Here is a 24,770-nt window from a genome sequence, read left to right as displayed (position 1 = left end):
GGATACTTCGCTTATTCCGGCATGGTCAGGGTTGATGGGGAAATGATGACGCCATTGTTGTCGGCGTACAGGTACTCACCCGGGCGGAACGTCACGCCGCCAAAGGTCACCGGCACATTCAGCTCGCCTATGCCGCGCTTCTCGGTTTTCTTCGGATGACTGGCGAGCGCCTGGACACCCAGGTCGGTCTGGGCGATGACATCCACGTCGCGGATGCAGCCGTAGATCAACATGCCTTCCCAGCCGTTCTTTGCAGCCTTGTCTGCCAGCATGTCACCCAGCAGCGCGCAACGCAGCGAACCGCCGCCGTCGACGACCAGCACCTTGCCCTTGCCGTCGAGCTCGACTTGCTCCCTGACCTTGGAGTTGTCCTCGAAACATTTCAGCGTGACGATCTGGCCACCAAACGAATCGCGGCCGCCAAAATTGCTGAACATCGGCTCCACGACCTGAATCAGGTCCGGATAGGCGTCACACAGATCGGGGGTGAGGTAATGCATGGGGGCAACTCCTGTCATCGGCTATGAGGTCGCGCTTGATACAGACATTGAAATAGACACGACCGGCTGACGGTAACCATAGCGACTTTAACGGCTAACTGCCCACCGCGACCTGAAACTCTGCAACCTGTTCAGGAACGGACCGCTCGCCCAGCCACTCGATCACCCGCGGCCAGACCTGCTGCTGCGCAGCCTTGCTGACCAGCATCTGCACATGGCCGAAATCCTCGCTGAAGCCGTGTTCGCGGCCCAGGCAGAGGAATTGCCTGTGTGCGCTGCCGATCTGCTCGAACAGTTCACGGCAAGCCCACACCGGATCCTGATGGTCGCCGGCCGCAGCGACAGCCAGAACCGGCACCTGAACCGCGCTCAACCCTGCCCACCAGTTGTTGTCACGCTCACCGAAACGTCCGAACAGCCCGTGCCAGCGCATGCTTTCCAGAACCAGACCGATCGGCTCGTCTTCCGGACCACGCTTGAAGCGCGGTCCGGAGATATGCTCGAAGGACCTCAGCAGCCACTTCGCAGACCATTGCAGGGGCGGGACTTTCAGCGGCCAGTAAGTGCGGCTGACCTGGCTGCCGAACAGCGCCACGGACGCCGCAGTATCAGCCCCCAGGTACTGACCGCCCAAGGCTGCCGCCAGGCTCGTGCCGCCCAGCGAATGGCCGATCCAGTGCGGTATCTGACCACTTTGTTCGATGACGAACGCGGCAATGGCTGGCAAATCGAAACGCGCGTAGTCCGCCACGCAATTGCTGCGGTAACTCAGGTTGCGAGCCGACAGGCCATGGCCGCGCATTTCAGGAATCCACACGTCATAACCGGCACGCGCCAGATACGCGCCCAGACCGATGCCCTTGGGCGAATACCAGAAACGCCGGTTGGAAAAACTGCCATGCAGCAGTATCACCGGAGTACCACGCACGTCGGGCTGATCGACGCACCCCAGCCGGGTCACCGCCAGTTCGACACTGGCGTCGGGGCTATTGGCCGGTTTGAGACGGTAGACGTCCTCGACCAGATCGCCACGACGCTCGGCGCTGATCAGGGCCACGGGAAAAAGCTGGCTGCTGCTCTGCATATCACTCTTTATCTGGTTTGACAGACGGGATGAAACCACGCGCTCCGGGGTCTCGCGGTGCGCCATAAAAAAGGCGGCTTCCGAAGAAACCGCCTCATTCAAACACCTGAACCACATGACGGCTCAGGCCGCGTTCGCGTCACACGGCAGCCCGGTGTTGCGAGGAATGCGCCTCAGGCGAGCCGCCGCCTGTCAGACAGGCGCCTGTGCCTCGGCGAGGAAGAACCAGGTCTCCAGTACCGAATCGGGGTTGAGCGAGACACTCTCGATGCCCTGATCCATCAGCCAGCGCGCCAGATCCGGATGATCGGAAGGCCCCTGCCCGCAGATGCCGATGTACTTGCCGGCCTTGTTGCACGCCTGAATGGCGTTGGACAGCAGCTTCTTGACGGCCGGGTTACGCTCGTCGAACAGGTGAGCGATCACACCGGAGTCACGGTCGAGACCGAGCGTCAGCTGAGTCAGGTCGTTGGAGCCGATGGAGAAGCCGTCGAAATACTCAAGGAACTCTTCCGCCAGAATCGCGTTGGACGGCAGCTCGCACATCATGATGATGCGCAGGCCGTTTTCGCCACGCTTCAGGCCGTTGGCGGCCAGCAGATCGATCACCTGGCTCGCCTCGCCCAGGGTGCGGACGAACGGCACCATGATCTCGACGTTGGTCAGGCCCATCTCCTCGCGCACACGCTTGAGCGCACGGCACTCCAGCTCGAAGCAGTCACGGAAGTTCTCGCTGATATAGCGCGACGCACCGCGGAAGCCCAGCATCGGGTTTTCTTCTTCGGGCTCGTAGAGCTTGCCGCCGATCAGGTTCGCGTACTCGTTGGACTTGAAGTCCGAGAGGCGCACGATGACTTTTTTCGGCGTGAACGCGGCGGCCAGAGTGCTGATACCCTCGACCAGCTTGTCGACATAGAAACCGACCGGATCGTCGTAACCGGCGATGCGCTTGTCGACGCTTTCCTTGATTTCCGGTGGCAGCACCGAATAGTTGAGCAGCGCCTTGGGGTGCACGCCGATCATGCGGTTGATAATGAACTCCAGACGCGCCAGGCCGACACCGGCATTGGGCAACTGGGCGAAATCAAAGGCACGGTCCGGGTTGCCGACGTTCATCATGATCTTGAACGGCAGATCAGGCATCGCATCGACCGAGTTGGTCTTGATGTCGAAGCCCAGCTCGCCTTCGAAGATATAACCGGTGTCGCCCTCGGCGCAGGAAACCGTGACACCCTGGCCATCCTGAAGGGTATGCGTGGCGTTGCCGCAGCCGACCACTGCCGGGATGCCCAGCTCACGGGCGATGATCGCGGCGTGGCAGGTACGACCGCCACGGTTGGTGACGATTGCGCTGGCGCGCTTCATGACCGGTTCCCAGTCCGGGTCGGTCATGTCCGACACCAGCACGTCACCGGGCTGGACCTTGTCCATCTCGGACACGTCCTTGATGATGCGCACCTTGCCCGCGCCGATGCGCTGACCGATGGCACGGCCTTCGACCAGCACCTTGCCGGTCTCCTTGAGCAGATAACGTTCCATGACGTTGGCCGACGCACGGCTCTTCACCGTTTCCGGACGTGCCTGGACGATGTACAGCTTGCCGTCGTCACCGTCCTTGGCCCACTCGATGTCCATCGGGCACTTGTAGTGCTTCTCGATGATCATCGCCTGTTTGGCCAGTTCGGACACTTCGGCATCGCTCAGACAGAAACGTGCACGATCGGCAGGCTCGACGTCGATCACCTTGACCGAACGACCGGCCTTGGCTTCTTCGCCGTAAATCATCTTGATCGCCTTGCTGCCCAGATTGCGACGCAGGATCGCCGGGCGACCAGCCGCCAGCGTGTCCTTGTGCACGTAGAATTCGTCGGGGTTGACGGCGCCCTGCACGACCGTCTCGCCCAGACCGTAGGCACCGGTGATGAACACCACATCGCGGAAACCGGACTCGGTGTCGAGGGTGAACATGACACCGGCCGTACCGGTTTCGGAGCGCACCATGCGCTGCACGCCCGCAGACAGCGCGACCAGCTTGTGGTCGAAGCCCTGGTGTACGCGGTAGGAAATCGCACGGTCGTTGAACAGTGAAGCGAAGACTTCCTTGGCGGCACGGATCACGTTCTCGACGCCGCGGATGTTCAGGAAGGTCTCCTGCTGGCCGGCGAACGAGGCATCCGGCAAGTCTTCGGCCGTTGCGGAGGAACGCACGGCCACGGCCAGGTTCGGATTACCGGCAGACAGTTCGGCAAACGCAGTACGGATCTGGGCGTTGAGCTGCTCGGGGAACTCGGCCTCCATGATCCACTGACGAATCTGCGCACCGGTGCGGGCCAACGCGTTGACATCATCGACGTCAAGGGCGTCCAGCGCCGCATGGATCTGCTCGTTCAGGCCGCTGAGCTCGAGAAAGTCACGGTAAGCCTGGGCGGTAGTCGCGAAGCCGCCGGGCACCGAAACACCAGCACCTGCGAGGTTGCTGATCATCTCGCCGAGGGACGAGTTTTTGCCCCCCACGTGCTCTACATCATGGACGCCGAGCTTATCGAGGGAAACTACGTACTCTACCAAGGTGATCTCTCCACTAACTGTGTTTGTTGTTGGGAAAAGCTCATTCACCTGTGCCAAATGCGGTGTGGCTTCAGGCGTGTCTGCCCGGACGTACAGATCGGGCGTGCAAAACCGAGTGTTCGAAAAGCATGCGTGCAAAAAAGCTGAACTGCGGGCTCTCAGGACCGGCCAGCACGCCTATGATAGCCAGAATTCGTCAACTGCTTAAGGCCTGGGGCAAAAATGAAACGATCCGCTTTCTTCATCTCGGACGGCACGGGTATCACCGCCGAAACCCTGGGCCAGAGCCTGTTGGCACAATTTGAAAACATTACCTTCAACAAGTTCACCAGGCCCTATATCGACAGCGTCGAGAAGGCGCGGGCGATGGTACAACAAATCAATAATGCCGCCGACAAGGACGATGTGCGGCCGATCATCTTCGATACCATCGTCAATCAGGACATTCGCGAGATTCTGGCAACGTCCAATGGCTTCATGATCGATATCTTTTCGACCTTCCTGGCCCCGCTGGAGCAGGAGCTTAGTTCACACTCGTCCTACTCCGTGGGTAAATCGCATTCGATCGGGCATAACTCCAATTACATGGAGCGCATCGAGGCGGTCAACTTCGCGCTGGACAACGATGACGGCGCGCGGACGCATTATTACGACAAGGCCGACATCATCCTCGTCGGCGTCTCGCGCTGCGGCAAAACCCCGACCTGTCTGTACATGGCCATGCAGTTCGGTATCCGCGCCGCCAACTATCCGCTGACCGAAGATGATATGGAAAGGCTGCAACTGCCTGCAGCGCTCAAGCAGCATCGCGAAAAACTGTTCGGCCTGACCATCGACCCGGACCGCCTCACCGCGATCCGCCACGAGCGCAAGCCCAACAGCCGCTACTCCAGCTACGCGCAGTGCGAATTCGAGGTGCGCGAGGTGGAAAGCCTGTTCCGCCGCGAGAACATTGCACACATCAACTCCACGCATTTTTCGGTGGAAGAAATCTCCGCCAAGGTGCTGGTCGAAAAAGGCGTGGAGCGACGTTTCAAGTAGACGCTGCTGTCATTCCGTCAAACCGACGACTCAGACGCCTGGCTGCGGCACCCGCACCCAGCCGTCCATCAGCACGCGGGCGCTGCGGCTCATCAGGGCCTTGGTGACTTTCCAGTCACCGCCCTCCTGAACGGCCTGGGCGCCGACCCGCAGTGTGCCGGAGGGGTGGCCAAAGCTGACTGCGCTGCGCGCCTGACCACCAGCGGCCAGATTGACCAGCGTGCCCGGGATGGCCGCCGCTGTGCCGATGGCCACCGCAGCCGTGCCCATCATCGCGTGGTGCAGCTTGCCCATCGACACGGCGCGGACCAGCAGCTCGATATCCTGCGCAGCGACAGGCTTGCCACTCGACGCCACGTAATCGGCGGGCGCAGCGACAAAGGCCACTTTGGGCGTGTGCTGGCGTGCGGCAGCTTCATCGATGTTGCCGATCAGGCCCATGCGTACAGCACCGTAGGCGCGAATGGCTTCCAGACGGGCCAGCGCCTGCGGATCACTGTTGATATCTCCCTGCAGCTCAGTGCCGGAGTAACCGATGTCGGCAGCGTTGACGAAAATCGTCGGAATGCCGGCATTGATCATGGTCGCTTTCAGAATGCCGATGCCGGGCACCTGCAGATCATCCACCAGATTGCCGGTGGGAAACATCGAGCCGCCCGCGCCCTCTTCGTCCGCCGCCGGGTCAAGAAACTCCAGTGGCACTTCAGCTGCCGGGAAGGTCACGCCATCCAGCTCGAAGTCGCCGGTTTCCTGCACCGCGCCGTTGCTGACCGGCACGTGAGCGATGATGGTCTTGCCGATGTTGGCCTGCCAGATGCGCACCACCGCCACGCCATCCTGCGGAACGCGGTCAGGGTCGACCAGACCATTCGCGATCGCGAATGGCCCCACGGCCGCTGACAGGTTGCCGCAATTGCCGCTCCAGTCGACAAACGGCTTGTCGATGGACACCTGGCCGAACAGGTAATCGACATCGTGGTCGGGCCTGCTGCTGCGCGACACAATCACGCTCTTGCTGGTACTCGACGTCGCCCCGCCCATGCCGTCGATCTGCTTTTCATAGGGGTCAGGGCTGCCGATGACCCGCAACAGCAGCGCATCCCGCGCCGCGCCCGGAACCTGTGCAGCTTCGGGCAGATCAGTCAGCCTGAAAAACACCCCCTTGCTGGTGCCGCCACGCATGTAAGTGGCGGGGATGCGGATCTGTGGTGGGTGAGCCATGAATTCGTTGTCCTGTTCAAAGAGCGCGCTGCGCGCTCAAAATCGGACGCAGAGCGTCCAGAACTGCATGCCCACGCGGAGCATGGGCACGATAGTGCTCTTGCGCACGCTTGGCGTTCCTCACGCTCCAGCGTAACTACGATGCAGCGGCCTCCAGAAAATCCTGAGCAAAACGCTGCAACACGCCACCCGCCTCATAAATAGAGAGCTCTTCGGCGGTGTCCAGACGACAGGTCACCGGCACCTCGACGCGCTCGCCGTTACGGCGCTGAATCACCAGCGTCAATGTCGCGCGCGGCGTGCGCTGGCCGATCACATCGAAGGTTTCGCTGCCGTCGATGCTCAGGGTCAGACGGCTGGTGCCGGGCTTGAACTCCAGCGGCAGCACACCCATGCCGACCAGGTTGGTGCGGTGAATACGCTCGAACCCTTCTGCAGCAATCGCTTCGACGCCCGCCAGCCTGACGCCTTTGGCCGCCCAGTCACGGGACGAGCCCTGCCCATAGTCGGCACCGGCAATGATGATCAACGGCTGCTTGCGCGCCATGTAGGTTTCGATGGCTTCCCACATGCGCGTGACCACGCCTTCGGGTTCGATGCGGGTCAGCGAGCCCTTTATGACCTTGCCATCGACCACTGCCATCTCGTTGACCAGTTGCGGGTTGGCAAAGGTCGCGCGCTGGGCAGTCAGGTGGTCGCCGCGATGGGTCGCGTAGGAGTTGAAGTCTTCCTCCGGCAGGCCCATTTTCGCCAGGTACTCGCCCGCCGCACTGTCGAGCATGATCGCGTTGGACGGCGACAGGTGATCAGTGGTGATGTTGTCCGGCAGTACGGCCAGCGCCCGCATGCCCTTGAGCGTGCGTTCTCCGGCCAGCGCGCCTTCCCAGTAGGGCGGGCGACGGATGTAGGTGCTCATCGGACGCCAGTCGTAGAGCGGTTCGACCTTCGGCCCGGTGTGTTCTTCGATGGCAAACATCGGGATATAGACCTGGCGGAACTGCTCCGGCTTGACCGATGCCTGCACAACGGCATCAATCTCTTCATCACTCGACCAGATATCCTTGAGACGGATTTCCCGGCCCTCGGCGATGCCCAGCACATCGTTTTCAATATCGAAGCGGATGGTCCCGGCAATGGCATACGCCACCACCAGGGGCGGCGAGGCCAGAAAGGCCTGCTTGGCATAGGGATGAATACGCCCGTCGAAGTTGCGGTTACCGGACAAGACCGCCGTGGCGTACAGGTCGCGGTCGATGATTTCCTGCTGGATCAGCGGATCGAGCGCGCCGGACATGCCGTTGCAGGTGGTGCAGGCAAAAGCCACGACGCCAAAACCCAGTTGCTCCAGCTCCGAGGTCAGCCCTGCTGCATCCAGGTACAGCGCCACGGTTTTCGATCCGGGTGCCAGCGATGACTTGACCCAGGGTTTGCGCAGCAGCCCCAGACGGTTGGCGTTGCGGGCCAGCAGACCGGCGGCAATGACGTTGCGCGGGTTGCTGGTGTTGGTGCAACTGGTGATCGCGGCGATGATCACCGCGCCGTCGGGCATCTGCCCCGGCACCTCATCCCATTGCCCGGCAATCCCTCTGGCCGCCAGATCAGCGGTGGCGACCCGCGCATGGGGGTTGGAGGGCCCGGCCATGTTGCGCACTACACTGGACAGATCGAAACTCAGCACCCGCTCGTAGCGCACCTCGCTCAGGCTGTCCGACCAGAGACCGGTGTGCCGGGCGTACAGCTCGACCAGCTTGACCTGCTCGTCCTCACGTCCCGTCAAACGCAGGTAGTCGATGGTTTGCGAGTCAATGGAGAACATCGCCGCCGTCGCGCCGTATTCAGGCGCCATGTTGGAGATCGTCGCCCGGTCGCCCAGGGTCAGACTCGACGCACCTGCGCCGTAAAACTCCAGGTAGGCGCCGACCACCTTCTGTTGACGCAGGTACTCGGTAAGCGCGAGCACCAGGTCGGTGGCAGTGATGCCTGGCTGATGGCGCCCGGTCAGTTCGACGCCGATGATGTCCGGCAGGCGCATCCACGAGGCGCGCCCGAGCATGACGTTCTCGGCCTCGAGCCCACCGACGCCAATGGCAATCACGCCCAGGGCGTCGACATGCGGCGTGTGGCTGTCCGTGCCCACCAGTGTGTCGGGAAAGGCCACGCCATCGAGCACCTGCACCACCGGTGACATTTTCTCCAGATTGATCTGGTGCATGATGCCGTTGCCCGGCGGGATGACTTCGACGTTCTTGAACGCCTGCTTGGTCCAGTCAATGAAGTGAAAACGGTCTTCGTTGCGACGGTCTTCAATGGCGCGGTTCTTTGCGAACGCCTGCGGGTCGTTACCGTCGGACTCCACTGCCAGCGAGTGGTCGACGATCAGTTGCACCGGAACCACCGGGTTGACCAGCGCAGGATCGCCGCCCTGCGCAGCGATCGCGTCACGCAGCCCGGCAAGGTCGACCAGCGCGGTCTGACCCAGAATGTCGTGGCAGACCACGCGTGCCGGGAACCAGGGAAAATCCAGATCACGCTTGCGCTCGATGAGCTGCATCAACGAGGCATTCAAGGTCGCCGGATCACAACGACGCACCAGGTTCTCGGCCAGCACCCGCGAGGTGTAGGGCAGCGTGGCATAGGCACCGGGCTTGAGCGCCTCGACGGCTGCCCGAGCGTCGAAGTAATCCAGTCGGGTGCCAGGGAGCGGTTTGCGAAATTCACTGTTCATTGCAGGACTCGATCACGGAGTGTTCGGAATACGGGTGGGGAGCTCGTCGGCGGCTCCCCTGCCCCCTTTTAGCGCTGTTCCAGGGGTACGAACGCGCGCTGTTCGACGCCGATGTATTCGGCGCTCGGGCGAATGATGCGGTTGTTGGCGCGCTGCTCGAAAACGTGCGCGGCCCAGCCGGTCAGGCGTGAGCAGACGAAGATCGGCGTAAACAGCTTGGTCGGGATGCCCATGAAGTGATACGCCGACGCATGGTAGAAGTCGGCGTTGGGGAACAGTTTCTTCTGCTCCCACATGACCTTGTCGATGGCCTCGGAGACCGGGAACAGCACCGTATCGCCCACTTCGTCGGCGAGTTTCTTCGACCAGCCCTTGATCACCTCGTTGCGCGGGTCGGACTCCTTGTAGATCGCATGGCCAAAGCCCATGATCTTTTCCTTGCGCTCCAGCATGCCCAGCGTGCCTTTGGTTGCCTCTTCAGCCGAGGCGAAACGCTGAATCATTTCCATTGCAGCCTCGTTGGCACCGCCGTGCAGCGGGCCGCGCAAGGTGCCGATGGCTGCCGTGACGCAGGAATACAGGTCCGACAGGGTCGACGCGCAGACGCGGGCAGTGAAGGTCGAGGCATTGAATTCGTGTTCGGCGTAGAGAATCAGCGATACGTCCATGACCTTGCGGTGCAGTTCGCTGGGCGCCTTGTCGAGCAGCAGGTGCAGAAAATGCCCGCCGATGGAGTCTTCGGCCGAGGTGCAGTCGATACGCTTGCCGTCGTGACTGAAGCGATACCAGTAGCACATGATCGCCGGGAACGCTGCGAGCAAACGGTCGGTCGAGTCGCGCTGCTGATCGAAACTGCGCTCCGGCTCCAGGGTGCCGAGCATGGAAGCACCGGTGCGCATGACATCCATCGGATGAGTGTCGGCGGGTATGCGCTCCAGCACTTCTTTCAGGGCCTGCGGCAGATCGCGCAGGCGCTTGAGCTTGTCCATATAGGCAGACAATTCGGCCTGATTGGGCAGTTCGCCGCACAGCAGCAGGTAGGCCACTTCTTCAAAACGCGCCTCGGCAGCCAAATCGCGCACGTCATAGCCGCGATAGGTCAGCCCGGCACCGGCCATGCCCACCGTCGACAACGCCGTCTGCCCGGCAACCTGCCCGCGCAGCCCGGCACCACTCAATACTTTTGCTTCAGCCATGGTGTTCTCCAATTTTGTTCTTGTGTGATGGGACGGAGCGAGGCTTCTCTTGTTAGCGAAGATAGTGATTCCAACGTTGCATTATCAGAGAATATAACAACCCTTTCGCGAACAAGTTCGCTCCTACGGCCTGCGGCCAGAAGCCCGGTATTTCACAGGCATCAACCCTTCTTCTGCGCAAACAGCGCATCCAGCTTCTGTTCGAATGTGTGGTAATCGATCGCGTCATACAGCTCCATGCGCGTCTGCATGCTGTCGATCACGTTTTTCTGGCTGCCGTCACGGCGGATTGCGCCGTAGACATTTTCTGCAGCCTTGTTCATCGCGCGGAATGCGGAAAGCGGATACAGCACCAGCGAGACGTCCGCCTCGCGCAGCTCATCGACCGTAAACAACGGCGTGGCGCCAAACTCGGTAATGTTGGCGAGGATCGGCACGCCTGCGCGGTTGGCGAATTGCTTGTACATCGCCAGTTCGGTGATGGCCTCTGGAAACACCATGTCCGCACCGGCTTCAATACAGGCAGCGGCACGCTCCAGGGCCGACTCCAGCCCTTCAACCGCCAGCGCATCGGTACGCGCCATGATCACGAAGCTGTCGTCAGTCCGGGCATCCACGGCAGCCTTGATCCGGTCGACCATTTCCTGCTGAGAAACGATTTCCTTGTTGGGACGGTGCCCGCAACGCTTGGCGCCCACCTGATCCTCGATGTGAATCGCCGCCGCCCCGGCCTTGATCATCGAGCGCACGGTACGCGCCACATTGAAAGCCGAAGAGCCGAAACCGGTGTCGACGTCCACCAGCAACGGCAGATCGCAGACGTCGGTGATGCGCCGCACATCGATCAGTACGTCTTCAAGCCCAGTGATTCCCAGGTCCGGAATGCCCAGAGATCCTGCAGCGACTCCGCCACCCGACAGATAAATAGCCTTGAACCCGGCACGCCTGGCGAGCAGTGCGTGGTTGGCATTGATCGCGCCGACCACTTGCAGCGGCTGCTCGCTGGTAACTGCATCGCGGAAACGCTGGCCGGGAGTGCTGTTGTCATGACTCATTGTTTACCTCGGTCGGAAGTCGTCTGGGAAGCCGCCTGATAGTGGCGTTCGATGTTGCGTCTGGACGCGCCGATATGGCGGCGCATCAACAATTCAGCCAGCTCACCGTCGCGGTCGGCGATGGCGTCGAGAATGCGGTGATGTTCGGCAAAGGCCTGACGAGGCCGGTTGGGCGTGGTGGAATACTGAATGCGGTACATGCGCACCAACTGGTAGAGCTCGCCGCAGAGCATCTGGCTGAGGGTGCGATTGCCGCTGCCCTGAATGATGCGGTAGTGAAAGTCGAAATCACCCTCCTGCTGGTAATAGCCGATACCTGCCTGAAAGGCGGCATCGCGCTCGTGGGTATCCAGAACGCCGCGCAGCTCATCGATTTCGGCCTGCGTCATGCGTTCGGCGGCCAGACGACAGGCCATCCCCTCCAGTGACTCGCGAATTTCATAGAGTTCGATCAGTTCGGCATGACTGAGCGAGACCACCCGGGCGCCCACATGCGGCACGCGAACCACCAGTCGCTGCCCTTCGAGCCGGTGAATCGCTTCGCGCAGCGGCCCGCGACTGATGCCATAGGTGCGAGCCAGTTCCGGCTCGGAAATCTTGCTGCCGGGAGCAATCTCGCCTTTCACGATGGCCGATTGAATACGTCGAAAAACGTTCTCGGAGAGCGTTTCCGAGTCGTCCGCAACCGTCATGGTTTTTTCGACCATCTTCAGCATTGTCGACACCTCATGACCATATGCGCTTAAATCTAGTCATATTTCGCCACTCAGTCAAAACAAAACCCTGCATTGTCGACAATCAGCCAAAACGCGCACCCCTTGCACGACAGACCAACCTGAACAGCCAGGCAGGTTGATCACTGGCAGCCGCAGGGCTTCATGCTAGAATGCGTCGCGTCCGTACAGCGCGCTCCGCAGCGGAGCCAGCGCCTGCGAACCGCCTGCCCTACCATCATCAGGTCAATTCCATTTGCGCCCTGACCCTGAAGTTGTTCGCTCATCGCGCCAGGATTTATGAGACTGACTACCCTCCCCACACTGCTCGGCCTTCTGCTTTTGCCCGGCCTGACCCTGGCCGCCAACAAGACGGTCTATGGCCTCAACGAATACGCCAGGCTGATCGAAATCGATATCGAGATTGCCGCCAAGCTCGACACCGGCGCCAAGACCGCCTCGCTGAGCGCGCGCGACATCAAACATTTCAAGCGCGATGGCGAAAGCTGGGTGCGCTTCTATCTGGCCAGCGACAGCAAGCATGTACACCCCATCGAGCGCCCTCTGGCGCGGGTCAGCAAGATCAAGCGGCGTGCCGACGATCTCGACCCGGATGACGACAATCGGTATTCGTCACGCCCGGTGATCAGCCTCGATATCTGCATGGGCGAATCTTTGCGCACCATAGAAGTGAACTTGACTGACCGAAGTGCTTTCCAATACCCGCTTTTGATCGGCTCCGAAGCCTTGAAACGCTTTGATGCGCTGGTCGATCCAAGTCTTAAATATGCGGCAGGGAAGCCCGGCTGCGCTTCCGTCGCTCAAAACGCAGAGTAAATCCATGCGCTCTCTTACACTCCATCTGAAGATCCTGATCACTGCCCTGGTGACTCTCGGCATCGCGATCACGGCCTATCAGATACTGGCGCTCGGCATACCCGTCAGCGAAGACGAAACCGATGATCTGTGGAACATCGACGCCAAAGTCGAATTCGTCGCCAATCCCAAGGATTCGGTGAAGGTGCAGATGTTCGTGCCGCCGCTGGCCCACGACTACATCAGCCTCAATGAAAGCTTCATCTCGAACAATTACGGCGTCAGCGTCAACCGCGCCGACGGCAACCGCAAGGTCACCTGGTCGGCCCGTCGCGCCACCGGCAACCAGACCCTGTACTACCGACTGGTGCTGACCAAGCGCTACAGCGGTGAAAAACCCAAGGTCAAAGGGCCTATCTTTCGCGACAGCATGACCGTCGAAGGCCCGGAAAAGGTCGCAGCCGAAGCGTTGCTGGCACCCATTCGCCAGCATTCGGCGGACGTTGAGACCTTCATCACCGAGGCCATCAAGCGCGTCAACAACCTGAATGACGATAACGTCAAACTGCTGCTGGCCGGTGATAACTCGGCGTCCAACAAGGCCCGGGTCACCGAGCTGCTGCTGTCGATCGCCCACGTACCGCTGGAAAAAGCCCACACCATTCGCCTGGATGCCGAGCAGCAGACACCGGAACTCTGGCTGCGCAGCTTCAACGGCAAGGAATGGCTGTACTTCAATCCCGACACCGGCGAAGCCGGCCTGCCGGACGATCGCCTGCTCTGGTGGACCGGCGAGGAAGGCCTGGTCAGCGTCGAGGGCGGCAAGAAGGTGCAAGTCACGTTCAGCCTCAACAACAGTGAAATGAACGCCATGCGTCTCGCCAAACTGACCGACGCCAGCACCGATTCGGACTTCCTGGCCTATTCGCTGTACGGCTTGCCGCTGCAGACCCAGCAGACCTTCATGATCATGGTCATGATCCCGATTGGCGTGCTGGTCATCCTGATCCTGCGCAACCTGATCGGCCTGCAGACCCTGGGCACCTTCACCCCGGTGCTGATCGCGCTGGCATTCCGGGAGACACAACTGGGCTTCGGCATCGCCCTGTTTACCGTGATCACCGCGCTGGGCCTGTCACTGCGCTCGTATCTGGAGCACCTGAAACTGCAAATGCTGCCGCGCCTGTCGGTGGTACTGACCTTCGTCGTGGTGCTGATCGCTGCCATCAGCCTGTTCAGCCACAAGCTCGGGCTGGAACGCGGCCTGTCGGTTGCGCTGTTCCCGATGGTGATTCTGACCATGACCATCGAACGCCTGTCGATCACCTGGGAAGAGCGTGGCGGCAGCCATGCCATGAAGGTCGCCATCGGTACGCTGTTCGCCGCGTCGCTGGCACACCTGATCATGAGCGTGCCGGAACTGACCTATTTCGTCTTCACCTTCCCGGCAGTGCTGCTGATACTGGTCGGCTTCATGCTGGCGATGGGCAGATACCGTGGCTACCGGCTGACCGAACTGGTGCGCTTCAAGGCATTCCTGAAAGAGGAAAAGGCCAAGTGATCGGCTGGTGGAAAACCTGGAAGGCGCTCGAAGCCCGCGGCATCATGGGCATCAATCGACGTAACGCCGACTACGTGCTCAAGTACAACAAGCGCAGCCTCTATCCGATCGTCGATGACAAGATCATCACCAAGGAGCGGGCCATCGCCGCAGGCATTCATGTGCCGGAGATGTACGGCGTGATTTCCACGGAAAAGGAAATCGACAGGCTCGACGAGATCATCGGCGCGCACAGCGACTTCGTGATCAAACCCGCACAGGGCGCAGGCGGCGATGGCATTCTGGTGATCGCCGACCGTTTCGAGGAGCGCTTTCGTACCGTCTCGGGACGCATCATCAGCCACTCGGAAATCGAGCATCAGGTGTCCAGCATCCTCACCGGCCTTTATTCACTGGGTGGCCACCGCGACCGCGCGCTGATCGAGTACCGGGTCGTGCCGGACCCGATCTTCAAAAGCATCAGCTACGAAGGCGTACCGGACATCCGCATCATCGTGCTGATGGGTTATCCGGTGATGGCCATGCTGCGCTTGCCTACCCGGCAATCAGGCGGCAAGGCCAACCTGCACCAGGGCGCTATCGGCGTGGGTGTGGACCTGGCCACCGGCGTTACCCTGCAAGGCACCTGGCTGAACAACATCATCAGCAAGCACCCGGACACCACCCACTCGGTGGATGGCGTGCAGCTGCCTAACTGGGACGGCTTCATGAAGCTTGCCGCCGAGTGCTACGAATTGTGCGGCCTCGGCTACATCGGCGTCGACATGGTGCTGGACCAGGACAAAGGCCCGCTGATTCTGGAGCTCAACGCCCGTCCCGGCCTGAACATTCAGATCGCCAACGACAGTGGCCTGACCCATCGCACTCAGGCCGTCGAGGCGCGTCTGGAGCAACTGGCTCTCGAAGGACGTCAGGAATCGGCGCAGGAGCGGGTCGACTTTGTTCAGGACCTGTTCGGTCATGTGCCCGGCGTCTGAACCGACATACCGCTAGGACTGCCGCATCGGCAAGGCTACAATCGCCAGCCGCGTTTCCAAGGCCGATATTCGACGATGCCGATCTGCTCGATACACCCCCTGCCCTACAGCGCCGACCCGATCGCGTTCTTCGCGCGAATCCGCGAAGCGCCGGGTGCGGTGCTGCTCGACAGCGGCAGGCCGGCAGCCGTGCGGGGCCGACATGACCTGCTCAGTGCATGGCCGTTGCAGGAACTGACCGTCGCCGATGGTGAGAACGGAGCGACCTATCTCCAGCGCTTGCGCGACAGTCTCAAGACCCTCGGCCCAGCACAGCTGCCTGACGGGTGCGAGCTGCCCTTCGCTGGCGGCCTGATCGGTTATCTGAGCTATGAGTTTGGTCGACGCCTGGAGCCTTTGCCGGATCAGGCCATTGATGACCTGCAACTGCCCGAGGCCCGTCTGGGGCTCTACGCCTGGGCGCTGATCAGTGATCACCAGGAGCAGACCAGCCAGCTGATTTTTCACCCGTCCCTGGCCGCAAGCGAACGCGAACGGCTGATTGAGCTGTTCTCTGTCGATATCCCTGAGCCGCGCACGGAGTTCCGTCTCAGCCAGCCGTTTCAGGCAAGTATCAGCGCGGATAACTATCGCCAGGCGTTCGAACGCATTCAGGCCTACATCCAGGCCGGTGACTGCTACCAGGTCAACTTTGCACAACGCTTTCAGGCGCAGTGCGTCGGTGACCCATGGGCCGCCTATCGTGCGCTGCGAGCGGCTTGTCCGACGCCATTCGCCGGCTACCTGAGCCTGCCGGGGGCCGATGCAATGCTGAGTCTTTCTCCCGAGCGCTTTGTGCGGGTCAGCACCCGGCAGGTAGAAACCCGCCCGATCAAAGGCACACGGCCGCGTAGCGCGGACCCGGCGCAGGATGCCGCCTTGGCCGCCGAACTGCTGGCCAGCGAGAAGGACCGCGCAGAAAACCTGATGATCGTCGACCTGCTGCGCAACGACCTGGGCCGCAGCTGCCGCATCGGCTCGGTGAAAGTCCCCGAGCTGTTCAGCCTGGAAAGCTACCCCAACGTGCACCATCTGGTCAGCAGCGTGACCGGGGAGCTGGCCGCCGGCAACGATGCACTGGACCTGATCGGCGGCAGCTTTCCTGGCGGATCCATCACGGGCGCGCCGAAGATCCGCGCCATGCAGATCATCGACGAACTGGAGCCGACCCGCCGCAGCCTGTATTGCGGCTCTCTGATATATCTGGACGTGCGTGGCGAAATGGACAGCTCGATCGCCATCCGCAGCCTGCTGGTCAAGGACGGACAGATTTCCTGCTGGGGCGGTGGCGGCATCGTCGCCGACTCGGACTGCGAGGCGGAATATCAGGAAACCTTCACCAAAGTCCGTGTACTGCTGGAGACGCTTGAAGCACTCTGAAACGCTCTGCGTCGCAAAGAGGACGCAGAGCGTCCAGAACGGCATACCGACGCAGAGCGTCGGCACGATAGCCAGATCATTTCGTGACGCTCTGCGTCACCTGTCTCCAGTCGCGCGCAACCGAGGCTTTGCCCTCAAAGCATCAAATCCCGATTCGAGGCCTTGATGAACTCCTTTTTCAGGTCATCGAAAGTATGCACCGCCGGAAACTGCGGGAATTAGCGGATCACGTTGTCAGGAGCGTGGAACAGGATACCGGCGTCGGCCTCGCCCAGCATGGTCGTGTCGTTGTACGAATCACCGGCAGCGATGATCCGGTAATACAGGCTCTTGAAGGCCAGCACCGACTGACGCTTGGGATCTTTCTGACGCAACTGGTAACCGATCACCCGGTCGGTCTCGTCAGTGATCAGGCGATGACACAGCAGGGTCGGAAAACCCAATTGTCGCATCAGTGGCTGAGAGAACTCGTAGAACGTGTCCGAAAGAATCACTACCTGAAACCGCTCGCGCAGCCAGTTGACGAACTCCACGGCGCCCTCCAGCGGCTTGAGAGTACCGATCACTTCCTGAATATCCGCCAGCTTCAGACCGTGTTCATCAAGAATCCGCAGGCGTTGCTTCATCAGCACGTCGTAATCGGGAATGTCCCGAGTGGTGGCACGCAGCGATTCGATGCCGGTTTTCTCGGCAAAGGCGATCCAGATTTCCGGGACTAGCACACCCTCCAGGTCCAGGCAGGCAATTTCCACAGCACACTCCTCAAACCATTCATTCTCGACGCAAGTGCCACTCTAGCCGCTGGCAACGGCCACTGAACAGCGGATTTTGTTACCATTGCCGCCATCACGAGCGCTTAAGCGCCACTCTTGCATTTTAGGAAGCCGCCTGATGAGCCAACCTTTCGACGTCGCTGAACTGGCGACGACCTATGCGACCAAATCTGCACAAGACATTCTGAAACTGGCCTTCGAGCACTTCGGCGACGACCTGTGGATCTCTTTCAGCGGTGCCGAGGACGTGGTTCTGGTCGACATGGCCTGGAAGCTGAACAAGAACGTCAAGGTCTTCAGCCTGGATACAGGGCGCCTGCATGCGCAAACCTATCGCTTCATCGAGCAGGTCCGCGAGCACTACAAGATCGAGATCGAGATCGTTTCGCCCGATCACAGCACGCTTGAACCTTTCGTCAAGGAAAAGGGCCTGTTCAGCTTTTACCGGGACGGCCATGGCGAATGCTGCGGCATCCGCAAGATCGAGCCACTGCGTCGCAAACTGTCTGGCGTCAGCGCCTGGGCAACCGGCCAGCGCCGTGATCAGAGCCCCGGCACCCGCAGCGCCGTTGCTGCAGTGGAAATCGACAGCGCTTTTTCGACAGCCGAGCGCACGCTGTACAAATTCAACCCGTTGGCACAAATGAGCAGCGAGGAAATCTGGGGCTACATCCGCATGCTGGAGCTGCCCTACAACAGCCTGCACGAGCGCGGCTTCATCAGCATCGGCTGCGAACCCTGCACCCGCCCGGTATTGCCGAACCAGCACGAGCGCGAAGGTCGCTGGTGGTGGGAAGAAGCCACGCAGAAGGAATGCGGGCTGCATGCGGGCAATCTGATAGTGCGCGACTAATGTCGCGAGCGGCAAGCTTCAAGCTACAAGCTACAAGCTACAAGCTACAAGCTACAAGCTACAAGCTACAAGCTACAAGCTAGAGCCTGCGCGCTTTTACTTGCAGCTTGCAGCTTGTAGCTCAAAACTGCGTCTAATGCACCGGCAGCTCGACATTGGCAAACAGCTCTTCCATTTCCTGCTTGTTATGGCACTGAATCGCCTTGGCCATGACTTCGCGGGTCAGGTGCGGCGCGAATTTCTCGATGAAATCGCACATGAAGCCCCGCAGGAAAGTGCCGCGACGGAAAGCGATTTTTGTAACGCTGGACTCGAACAGATCACTGGCATCGAGCACCACCAGGTCGCTGTCCACTTCCTCGTCTACCGCCATTCTCGCCACGATACCCACACCCAGATTCAGCCTGACGTAGGTCTTGATCACGTCGGCGTCCGCCGCCGTAAACACCACCTTGGGCACCAGCCCGCGATGGCTGAACGCCTCATCCAGCTTGGAACGACCGGTGAAACCGAAGACGTAAGTCACGATCGGGTATTCGGCCAGCAGTTCCAGGGTCAGCTTGGGTGCCTTGGTCAACGGGTGGCCCTGTGGCACGACAACGCAACGGTTCCAGCGATAGCACGGCATCATCACCAGATCGCTGAACTGCTCGAGCGCCTCGGTGGCGATAGCGAAATCGACCGTCCCGTCAGCGGCCATTTCGGCGATCTGCATCGGTGAGCCCTGGTGCATGTGCAGCGCAACATCAGGGTATTGCTTGATGAAGTTGCTGATCACCGACGGCAAGGCATAGCGCGCCTGGGTGTGGGTGGTGGCGATCGACAGCGTGCCCTTCTTCTCGTTGGAGAACTCCTGGGCAATCTGCTTGATGCTCTCGACCTTGCGCAGGATCTCGCCCGCTGTCGTGATGATGCGCTCGCCTGCAGGTGTCACACGCGTCAGGTGCTTGCCGCTGCGGGCGAAAACCTCGACGCCCAGTTCATCTTCAAGCAGACGGATCTGCTTGCTGATGCCGGGCTGGGAGGTGTAAAGGCTCTGGGCCGTCGCGGAAACGTTGAGGTCGTGGTGCGCCACTTCCCAAATGTAGCGCAGTTGTTGGAGCTTCATATGTATCCCTCAAAGCAGATAAACCCTATGGGTATCGGCGACGGTATATAACTGGATTAATGGTGAGACGAATAATTCTAGAACTTTTTATCACCTTTGTAAGGTGATCGCACGCTCGATTTCATTAAAACCACCAATTGGACCTTTCCCCTACCCCCGCACCTTTTTCAACATCATCGGAACCATGTAGACCGGCACAGCGGAAAACTGCAGAACCCTGGCAGCCGTCCGGCCTATGGAGGAGCCCTCTTCCATGCTGCGGCTGTGACTGCCGACCACAAGCAAATCCACATCCAGCTTGTGCGCCTGTTCGAGAATCACGCTGGCAGGCTCGCCCTGCACGACGCGCACCGTACGAATCAGGGAAAGGTCCGAGTGCCCTTCGCCCAACTCTTCACGAAACCCGTCGAGCATTCGTTGCTCTATTCCACTCAAAAATGCATTCACACCTTTGCCGCGAAGCTCTTTCAACGCTTCCTCGCCCAGGTAACTCTGCAGCACCGACTCGGCGAACAGGCCCAGAGGCTCGACGACATGGATGACGTACAGCTCGGCGTTGAACGTTCGAGCCAGCGCCAGCGCGTGCTGCGTTACATAAGGCGCGTACAGACCGAGGTCTGCGGCATACAGCATCGAACGAACCATACAACCTCCCGAACAACCCGAATGGCGGAGATTGACTCAGCGTAGCAGCGCATCATCGGCTGCGACGGCGGACTTCTCAGCCCCCGTCGGCAAGCGGCACTATTTCGTTGCTGATGCCGTGTGGAACGTGCCCCGTCGCCACTACATCACGCGCCTTCTCGCAGTGGCCGGGCTGATCGTCGAAGAACACATCGGCGGCGAACGCTTCAAGGAAGGCCGATTTCTGCAAACCACCGAGAAACAGCGACTCGTCCAGACGAATGTCCCATTCGCGCAAGGTGCGGATCACGCGCTCATGGGCAGGTGCCGAGCGAGCCGTGACCAGCGCGGTGCGAATCGGGCAGCTCGCGTCGGGAAACTCGCGCTGCAGTTGATTGAGTGCGGCGAGAAACGGCTTGAAAGGCCCGCCGCGCAACGGCTCGCGAGCCCACTCACGCTCGCTGGCCTGAAAGGCCGCCAGCCCGCCGCTCTGGTACACCCGCTCCGATTCGTCGGAAAACAATACCGCGTCGCCATCGAAGGCAATCCGCAACTCGGCACTGGCTGCACGCCGTGCGCCACCCGAAAGGATGGTCGCGGCCGCGAACCCGGCATCCAGGGCGCTGCGTACATCCTTGGCATGGGTGGAGAGAAACAGGTGGCAGCCAAACGCTGCGAGATACGGGTAAGGACTGCGCCCGCCGGCAAAGGCGGCGCGACTGATGTCGAGGCCGTAATGCTGAATCGAGTTGAAGACCCGCAGGCCGGTATCGGCACTGTTGCGCGATACCAGCACCACTTCGACGCGCGCCTTCTCCAGGCTGGCATTGAGGCTCAGCAGTTTTTCCACCAGCGGGAACGCATCGCCCTGCGCGAGAATTTCGTCCTCATGCTCGATCTGATACTTGCGGTAGGCCTCGACGCCATCGGCCATGTACACCTCATGACTGTCGCGCAGATCGAACAGTGCGCGCGATGAAATCGCCAGTACCAGCTTATGGTCTTCAGCTTCTGTCATGAATCACTCCTTGCTTGCCGGGCGGTTGCCCCGATCGATGAACGCCAGTGCCTGATAAAGCACCCGCACGCGAGGCATGTCAAACCCGGCGGCAAGCGCCGCCGCAAGGGGCCGGGCATAAATGGCGTCCAGCTCCAGCGGGCGTCTTTCGGCCAGGTCGTGGTACATGCTGGGCCTGTAATCCGGCATGTTTTCGGTCACTGTAAACAGATGCTGCGCGAAACCCGGCGGCAAGGTGTGCCCGCAGGCCTCGGCCCCCTGCACGACCTCGTCCATCAGCGCCCGGATCAAGGCCTGACTGTCAGGATCGGCCATCAATCGACCGGTACTGGTCTGCAACAAGGCCGACAGCCCGTTATAGGGCACATTCCAGACCAGCTTCTGCCAGCGGGCCTGCTGCAGATTGGCCATGACCGGCGCGTCGATGCCGGCCGTCTTGAACAGGGCCGCGCAGGCTTCGACGACCGCCATGCGGCTCGCCTCATCGTCCGCCGGGCCGCTGTGATAGCCGACACTGACCGCACCGAAGGCTTCATGGGCGACGACGCCGGGCGCAACCCGGTTGACGCAGACGAAACACAACCCGCCGAGTATGTGCAGGCTGTCGGGCAGGACGTTACGCAGTTGGTCTTCGACAGCCAGGCCGTTTTGCAACAGCAACACGCTGGCATTCGGCGCAGCCACCTGAAGGATGATCGGACCGAGCGCGGCATTGCCGGTGCTCTTGGTGCCGACCAGCAGCCAGTCACAAGGCGGCATTTCAGCCGCCGAGCGATACGCCTGAACGGGCTTGAGGGACAGCTCGCCGTGCACGGCGCTTTTGACCTGCAAACCTTCGCGCGCCACCGTGTCAAACTCGCTGCGCAGCAGAAAATGCACATCGTATCCGGCACGCGCCAGCATCAGTCCGTAAAAGCCACCGATGGCACCCGTACCAATGATGCCGACGCGCGGACCACGGGAATCAACACTCATGACCTCTCCCTTGACTGTCTCGCTATTTGCGGCCGTACACTATCCGTCGCAGCGGATTGTCTTGCAATAAGGCAGCGCATCCCGGGCAACGACCTGGCCAATACCTCGTTTACTTATTGTCGAACAGCGCGATAACGCGCTAAGGTTCGGCTCCCCGCTGCGCTCAAACCAGCTGGACACCGCCGCACGGGGGACCGTTGGCGGCCAGTACCCGCGACCTGATGAGTAACACGATGGCTGATTTACCGATTGACGACCTCAACGTTGCCTCCAACGAGACTCTGATCACTCCGGATCAGCTCAAGCGCGACATCCCCCTGACCGATGCTGCCCTGCAGACCGTCAGCCAGGGCCGCGAAGTGATTCGCAACATTCTCGATGGCCATGACCACCGCCTGTTCATCGTGATCGGCCCGTGCTCGATCCACGACCTCAAGGCAGCCAAGGAGTACGCAGAGCGTCTCAAGGCGCTGGCGGCGGAAGTGTCTGACACGCTGTATCTGGTGATGCGCGTCTACTTCGAGAAGCCACGCACCACGGTAGGCTGGAAAGGCCTGATCAACGACCCGTACCTGGATGACTCGTTCAAGATCCAGGATGGCCTGCACATCGGTCGCCAGTTGTTGCTGGATCTGGCCGAGATGGGTCTGCCCACCGCCACCGAAGCCCTGGACCCGATCTCCCCGCAGTATCTGCAGGACCTGATCAGCTGGTCGGCCATCGGCGCGCGCACCACAGAATCCCAGACTCACCGCGAGATGGCTTCGGGCCTGTCCTCGGCAGTCGGCTTCAAGAACGGCACCGATGGCGGCCTGACGGTTGCCATCAACGCCTTGCAATCGGTGTCGAGCCCGCATCGTTTCCTGGGTATCAACCAGGAAGGCGGCGTGTCGATCGTGACCACCAAAGGCAACGCCTACGGTCATGTGGTGCTGCGCGGCGGCAACGGCAAGCCCAACTATGACTCGGTCAGCGTTGCGCTCTGCGAGCAGGCGCTGAACAAGTCCGGCATTCGCCCGAACATCATGGTCGACTGCAGCCATGCCAACTCCAACAAGGACCCGGCCCTGCAACCGCTGGTGATGGAAAACGTCGCCAACCAGATCCTGGAAGGCAACGAATCGATCATCGGCCTGATGGTCGAGAGCCATTTGAACTGGGGCTGCCAGGCGATTCCCAAGGACCTGTCGGAATTGCAGTACGGCGTGTCGATTACCGATGCCTGCATCGATTGGCAAAGCACTGAAAAGACCCTGCGCAGCATGCACGCGAAACTCAAGGATGTGCTGCCAGCTCGCAAGCGCAAGTAATTGCCTGACCGACTGCACTGCAATAACGAAAACGCCGAGCAAATGCTCGGCGTTTTTTTATGCTGACTGTCGGTAGCTACAGGTCGTCAGAGCTTGGCCGCCTGCGACTGCAGATCATGGAGCTCCATGTAGCGCTCGACATAAGAGCAGGACGGTATGACCGAATAGCCCATGCTGTCGGCATAATCGAGCGCCTCCTTGGTCAGCGCCGCAGCAATTCCGCGACCCCGCAAGGCGTCCGGTACAAAGGTCCGATAGAAGTCCAGGGTCTGCTTGCCTAGATCCATATAGGTCAGATAGGCACGGTGGCCGTCGATAATGATTTCGAAATGGTGGCCGACTTCGTCATGGTGGATGGACAACGCCTCGCTCATCGCTACTCCTCGCGGGTCTTGGAATTTGACCCCTACCTTACCGGTCTTTTTCAGGCGAAGGAACATCTACGCCACCCAGTGCCTGTTTTCGACACCGGTAGGGCACTGCCGATCTCGACGGACATCACATTGAGATAGTAGGCGCCATTAGCGACTATGCTCAAGCGCGCTCGATGTAAAAATACCCGGAAACGCTCATGTGCCGACCGACAGTCAATCAGGAATGGTCTTGCATGAACTGTCCGGAACGCTTCAGCACGGCAGGGGTCCCGTTAAAGTGGATAGTTTTTGTACAGAACGCTTGAGAAGTAACGCGGAACGCTTTCAAAGCGAGGAATTTTAGCAGCTTCTTGCGCCGGGTCCGTTTACTTACTACAAACAATGGGTACTATGTACGCCGGTCGTTTTCTCATTTTCGAGAGATGACTAATTTGAAAAAAAATTCCTTGAAGGTGAACACGATGAACAACGTTCTGAAATTCTCTGCTCTGGCTCTGGCCGCAGTTCTGGCTACCGGTTGCAGCAGCGTATCCAAAGAAACCGAAGCTCGTCTGACCGCTACCGAAGACGCAGCAGCTCGTTCGCAAGCACGTGCCGACGAAGCCTACCGCAAGGCTGACGAAGCTATGGCTGCTGCTCAAAAAGCTCAGCAAACTGCTGACGAAGCCAACGAGCGCGCTCTGCGCATGTTGGACAAAGCCAGCCGCAAGTAATAATCCCTCGGGATTATTGAAAGCCGACCCGGCAACGGGTCGGCTTTTTTTTGCCTGTTTTCTGGCTCGGTGATTGCCTGTGCAATAGCCTGAATGACTCCAGGAACAGGGCCAAGACCCTATGACTCTCTTTTGACGGTTTTTCG

General features: G+C 60.4%; 22 protein-coding genes and 1 pseudogene. 9 read left to right on the top strand and 14 right to left on the bottom strand.

Annotated features, from left to right (window positions below):
* Nucleotides 1-11: 11 nt before the first annotated feature.
* The 3 genes from rraA to ppsA form a co-directional block, all read right to left on the bottom strand.
* Nucleotides 12-500, bottom strand: a complete 489-nt coding sequence (rraA, locus tag AC54XV_RS10785; RefSeq protein ID WP_003406747.1) for a ribonuclease E activity regulator RraA — start codon at nt 498-500, stop codon at nt 12-14.
* A 94-nt stretch (nt 501-594) separates the two neighbouring features.
* On the bottom strand, nt 595-1,584 hold the full coding sequence (locus AC54XV_RS10780; protein ID WP_058398719.1) for an alpha/beta fold hydrolase: 990 nt from the start codon (nt 1,582-1,584) through the stop codon (nt 595-597).
* Between the two features lie 192 nt (nt 1,585-1,776).
* Nucleotides 1,777-4,152 (bottom strand): phosphoenolpyruvate synthase, encoded by a 2,376-nt coding sequence (gene ppsA / locus AC54XV_RS10775; protein WP_003406749.1) that lies wholly within the window; start codon nt 4,150-4,152, stop codon nt 1,777-1,779.
* Between ppsA and AC54XV_RS10770 the strand changes: the two genes are divergently transcribed.
* Together AC54XV_RS10770 and ppsR are read left to right on the top strand one after the other, a co-directional pair.
* Complete coding sequence (locus AC54XV_RS10770) at nt 4,099-4,299, top strand: hypothetical protein (protein WP_374954528.1); 201 nt, start codon at nt 4,099-4,101, stop codon at nt 4,297-4,299. The genes ppsA and AC54XV_RS10770 overlap by 54 nt on opposite strands.
* Nucleotides 4,300-4,374: 75 nt before the next feature.
* Nucleotides 4,375-5,193, top strand: coding sequence for a posphoenolpyruvate synthetase regulatory kinase/phosphorylase PpsR (ppsR, locus tag AC54XV_RS10765; protein WP_003347114.1), 819 nt, complete (start codon nt 4,375-4,377; stop codon nt 5,191-5,193).
* A 30-nt stretch (nt 5,194-5,223) separates the two neighbouring features.
* Here the strand turns inward: ppsR and prpF are convergent, their stop codons facing one another.
* The 5 genes from prpF to AC54XV_RS10740 all read right to left on the bottom strand — a co-directional run bounded on the left by prpF (nt 5,224) and on the right by AC54XV_RS10740 (nt 12,106).
* Nucleotides 5,224-6,414, bottom strand: coding sequence for a 2-methylaconitate cis-trans isomerase PrpF (prpF, locus tag AC54XV_RS10760; protein ID WP_058398718.1), 1,191 nt, complete (start codon nt 6,412-6,414; stop codon nt 5,224-5,226).
* 136 nt (nt 6,415-6,550) lie between these two features.
* Nucleotides 6,551-9,139 (bottom strand): Fe/S-dependent 2-methylisocitrate dehydratase AcnD, encoded by a 2,589-nt coding sequence (gene acnD, locus AC54XV_RS10755; RefSeq protein WP_058398717.1) that lies wholly within the window; start codon nt 9,137-9,139, stop codon nt 6,551-6,553.
* A gap of 68 nt (nt 9,140-9,207) precedes the next feature.
* The gene (gene prpC / locus AC54XV_RS10750) at nt 9,208-10,335 is read right to left on the bottom strand and encodes a bifunctional 2-methylcitrate synthase/citrate synthase (RefSeq protein ID WP_058398716.1); all 1,128 of its coding nucleotides are present in this window, start codon (nt 10,333-10,335) and stop codon (nt 9,208-9,210) included.
* Between the two features lie 161 nt (nt 10,336-10,496).
* Nucleotides 10,497-11,390, bottom strand: coding sequence for a methylisocitrate lyase (gene prpB, locus AC54XV_RS10745; protein WP_011267426.1), 894 nt, complete (start codon nt 11,388-11,390; stop codon nt 10,497-10,499).
* Complete coding sequence (locus AC54XV_RS10740) at nt 11,387-12,106, bottom strand: GntR family transcriptional regulator (protein ID WP_011267425.1); 720 nt, start codon at nt 12,104-12,106, stop codon at nt 11,387-11,389. The genes prpB and AC54XV_RS10740 overlap by 4 nt, the downstream gene beginning before the upstream one ends.
* Nucleotides 12,107-12,403: 297 nt before the next feature.
* Between AC54XV_RS10740 and rloA the strand changes: the two genes are divergently transcribed.
* The 4 genes from rloA to pabB all read left to right on the top strand — a co-directional run bounded on the left by rloA (nt 12,404) and on the right by pabB (nt 16,876).
* Nucleotides 12,404-12,940, top strand: coding sequence for a retropepsin-like aspartic peptidase RloA (rloA, locus tag AC54XV_RS10735; protein ID WP_011267424.1), 537 nt, complete (start codon nt 12,404-12,406; stop codon nt 12,938-12,940).
* A 4-nt stretch (nt 12,941-12,944) separates the two neighbouring features.
* The gene (gene rloB / locus AC54XV_RS10730; RefSeq protein WP_024650843.1) at nt 12,945-14,480 is read left to right on the top strand and encodes an osmotic stress tolerance membrane protein RloB; all 1,536 of its coding nucleotides are present in this window, start codon (nt 12,945-12,947) and stop codon (nt 14,478-14,480) included.
* Nucleotides 14,480-15,457: an alpha-L-glutamate ligase-like protein gene (locus AC54XV_RS10725; RefSeq protein ID WP_161632394.1), complete on the top strand. Its 978-nt coding sequence runs from the start codon at nt 14,480-14,482 to the stop codon at nt 15,455-15,457. The genes rloB and AC54XV_RS10725 overlap by 1 nt, the downstream gene beginning before the upstream one ends.
* Nucleotides 15,458-15,532: 75 nt before the next feature.
* On the top strand, nt 15,533-16,876 hold the full coding sequence (gene pabB, locus AC54XV_RS10720) for an aminodeoxychorismate synthase component I (protein WP_058822255.1): 1,344 nt from the start codon (nt 15,533-15,535) through the stop codon (nt 16,874-16,876).
* Between the two features lie 134 nt (nt 16,877-17,010).
* On the opposite strand, the pseudogene thrH reads toward pabB, so the two are convergent.
* Nucleotides 17,011-17,628: pseudogene (thrH, locus tag AC54XV_RS10715) on the bottom strand (bifunctional phosphoserine phosphatase/homoserine phosphotransferase ThrH).
* Nucleotides 17,629-17,767: 139 nt separating this feature from the next.
* Between thrH and AC54XV_RS10710 the strand changes: the two are divergent.
* Complete coding sequence (locus tag AC54XV_RS10710; protein WP_104653165.1) at nt 17,768-18,502, top strand: phosphoadenylyl-sulfate reductase; 735 nt, start codon at nt 17,768-17,770, stop codon at nt 18,500-18,502.
* 133 nt (nt 18,503-18,635) lie between these two features.
* Here AC54XV_RS10710 and cysB read toward each other — a convergent pair whose 3' ends face one another.
* From cysB to AC54XV_RS10690, 4 genes are all read right to left on the bottom strand, one after another.
* On the bottom strand, nt 18,636-19,610 hold the full coding sequence (cysB, locus tag AC54XV_RS10705) for an HTH-type transcriptional regulator CysB (protein WP_003406770.1): 975 nt from the start codon (nt 19,608-19,610) through the stop codon (nt 18,636-18,638).
* Nucleotides 19,611-19,760: 150 nt separating this feature from the next.
* Nucleotides 19,761-20,255: a universal stress protein gene (locus AC54XV_RS10700; RefSeq protein WP_003406771.1), complete on the bottom strand. Its 495-nt coding sequence runs from the start codon at nt 20,253-20,255 to the stop codon at nt 19,761-19,763.
* Between the two features lie 76 nt (nt 20,256-20,331).
* Complete coding sequence (locus AC54XV_RS10695) at nt 20,332-21,252, bottom strand: 5'-nucleotidase (RefSeq protein WP_496718567.1); 921 nt, start codon at nt 21,250-21,252, stop codon at nt 20,332-20,334.
* Nucleotides 21,253-21,255: 3 nt separating this feature from the next.
* Nucleotides 21,256-22,227, bottom strand: coding sequence for a putative 2-dehydropantoate 2-reductase (locus AC54XV_RS10690; protein ID WP_024650840.1), 972 nt, complete (start codon nt 22,225-22,227; stop codon nt 21,256-21,258).
* A 233-nt stretch (nt 22,228-22,460) separates the two neighbouring features.
* Between AC54XV_RS10690 and AC54XV_RS10685 the strand changes: the two genes are divergently transcribed.
* Nucleotides 22,461-23,537: a 3-deoxy-7-phosphoheptulonate synthase gene (locus AC54XV_RS10685; protein WP_003406774.1), complete on the top strand. Its 1,077-nt coding sequence runs from the start codon at nt 22,461-22,463 to the stop codon at nt 23,535-23,537.
* A gap of 86 nt (nt 23,538-23,623) precedes the next feature.
* On the opposite strand, the gene AC54XV_RS10680 is transcribed toward AC54XV_RS10685, so the two are convergent.
* Nucleotides 23,624-23,911 (bottom strand): GNAT family N-acetyltransferase, encoded by a 288-nt coding sequence (locus AC54XV_RS10680; protein WP_003315710.1) that lies wholly within the window; start codon nt 23,909-23,911, stop codon nt 23,624-23,626.
* Nucleotides 23,912-24,372: 461 nt separating this feature from the next.
* Between AC54XV_RS10680 and AC54XV_RS10675 the strand changes: the two genes are divergently transcribed.
* Nucleotides 24,373-24,624, top strand: coding sequence for an Lpp/OprI family alanine-zipper lipoprotein (locus AC54XV_RS10675; protein WP_003347084.1), 252 nt, complete (start codon nt 24,373-24,375; stop codon nt 24,622-24,624).
* Nucleotides 24,625-24,770 lie beyond the last annotated feature (146 nt).

The organism is Pseudomonas fragariae (ex Marin et al. 2024) (assembly GCF_059621105.1).
Note: the sequence above shows the minus strand (reverse complement) of the source record. Positions and strands in the feature narration are given on the sequence as shown.

Excerpts from the sequence above, each read along its gene's own strand:
- rraA (WP_003406747.1), bottom strand. The coding sequence starts at position 500 with ATGCATTACCTCACCCCCGATCTGTGTGACGCCTATCCGGACCTGATT.
- AC54XV_RS10780 (WP_058398719.1), bottom strand. The coding sequence starts at position 1,584 with ATGCAGAGCAGCAGCCAGCTTTTTCCCGTGGCCCTGATCAGCGCCGAG.
- ppsR (WP_003347114.1), top strand. The coding sequence starts at position 4,375 with ATGAAACGATCCGCTTTCTTCATCTCGGACGGCACGGGTATCACCGCC.
- prpF (WP_058398718.1), bottom strand. The coding sequence starts at position 6,414 with ATGGCTCACCCACCACAGATCCGCATCCCCGCCACTTACATGCGTGGC.
- acnD (WP_058398717.1), bottom strand. The coding sequence starts at position 9,139 with ATGAACAGTGAATTTCGCAAACCGCTCCCTGGCACCCGACTGGATTAC.
- prpC (WP_058398716.1), bottom strand. The coding sequence starts at position 10,335 with ATGGCTGAAGCAAAAGTATTGAGTGGTGCCGGGCTGCGCGGGCAGGTT.
- prpB (WP_011267426.1), bottom strand. The coding sequence starts at position 11,390 with ATGAGTCATGACAACAGCACTCCCGGCCAGCGTTTCCGCGATGCAGTT.
- AC54XV_RS10740 (WP_011267425.1), bottom strand. The coding sequence starts at position 12,106 with ATGCTGAAGATGGTCGAAAAAACCATGACGGTTGCGGACGACTCGGAA.
- rloA (WP_011267424.1), top strand. The coding sequence starts at position 12,404 with ATGAGACTGACTACCCTCCCCACACTGCTCGGCCTTCTGCTTTTGCCC.
- rloB (WP_024650843.1), top strand. The coding sequence starts at position 12,945 with ATGCGCTCTCTTACACTCCATCTGAAGATCCTGATCACTGCCCTGGTG.
- pabB (WP_058822255.1), top strand. The coding sequence starts at position 15,533 with ATGCCGATCTGCTCGATACACCCCCTGCCCTACAGCGCCGACCCGATC.
- AC54XV_RS10710 (WP_104653165.1), top strand. The coding sequence starts at position 17,768 with ATGAGCCAACCTTTCGACGTCGCTGAACTGGCGACGACCTATGCGACC.
- cysB (WP_003406770.1), bottom strand. The coding sequence starts at position 19,610 with ATGAAGCTCCAACAACTGCGCTACATTTGGGAAGTGGCGCACCACGAC.
- AC54XV_RS10700 (WP_003406771.1), bottom strand. The coding sequence starts at position 20,255 with ATGGTTCGTTCGATGCTGTATGCCGCAGACCTCGGTCTGTACGCGCCT.
- AC54XV_RS10695 (WP_496718567.1), bottom strand. The coding sequence starts at position 21,252 with ATGACAGAAGCTGAAGACCATAAGCTGGTACTGGCGATTTCATCGCGC.
- AC54XV_RS10690 (WP_024650840.1), bottom strand. The coding sequence starts at position 22,227 with ATGAGTGTTGATTCCCGTGGTCCGCGCGTCGGCATCATTGGTACGGGT.
- AC54XV_RS10685 (WP_003406774.1), top strand. The coding sequence starts at position 22,461 with ATGGCTGATTTACCGATTGACGACCTCAACGTTGCCTCCAACGAGACT.
- AC54XV_RS10680 (WP_003315710.1), bottom strand. The coding sequence starts at position 23,911 with ATGAGCGAGGCGTTGTCCATCCACCATGACGAAGTCGGCCACCATTTC.
- AC54XV_RS10675 (WP_003347084.1), top strand. The coding sequence starts at position 24,373 with ATGAACAACGTTCTGAAATTCTCTGCTCTGGCTCTGGCCGCAGTTCTG.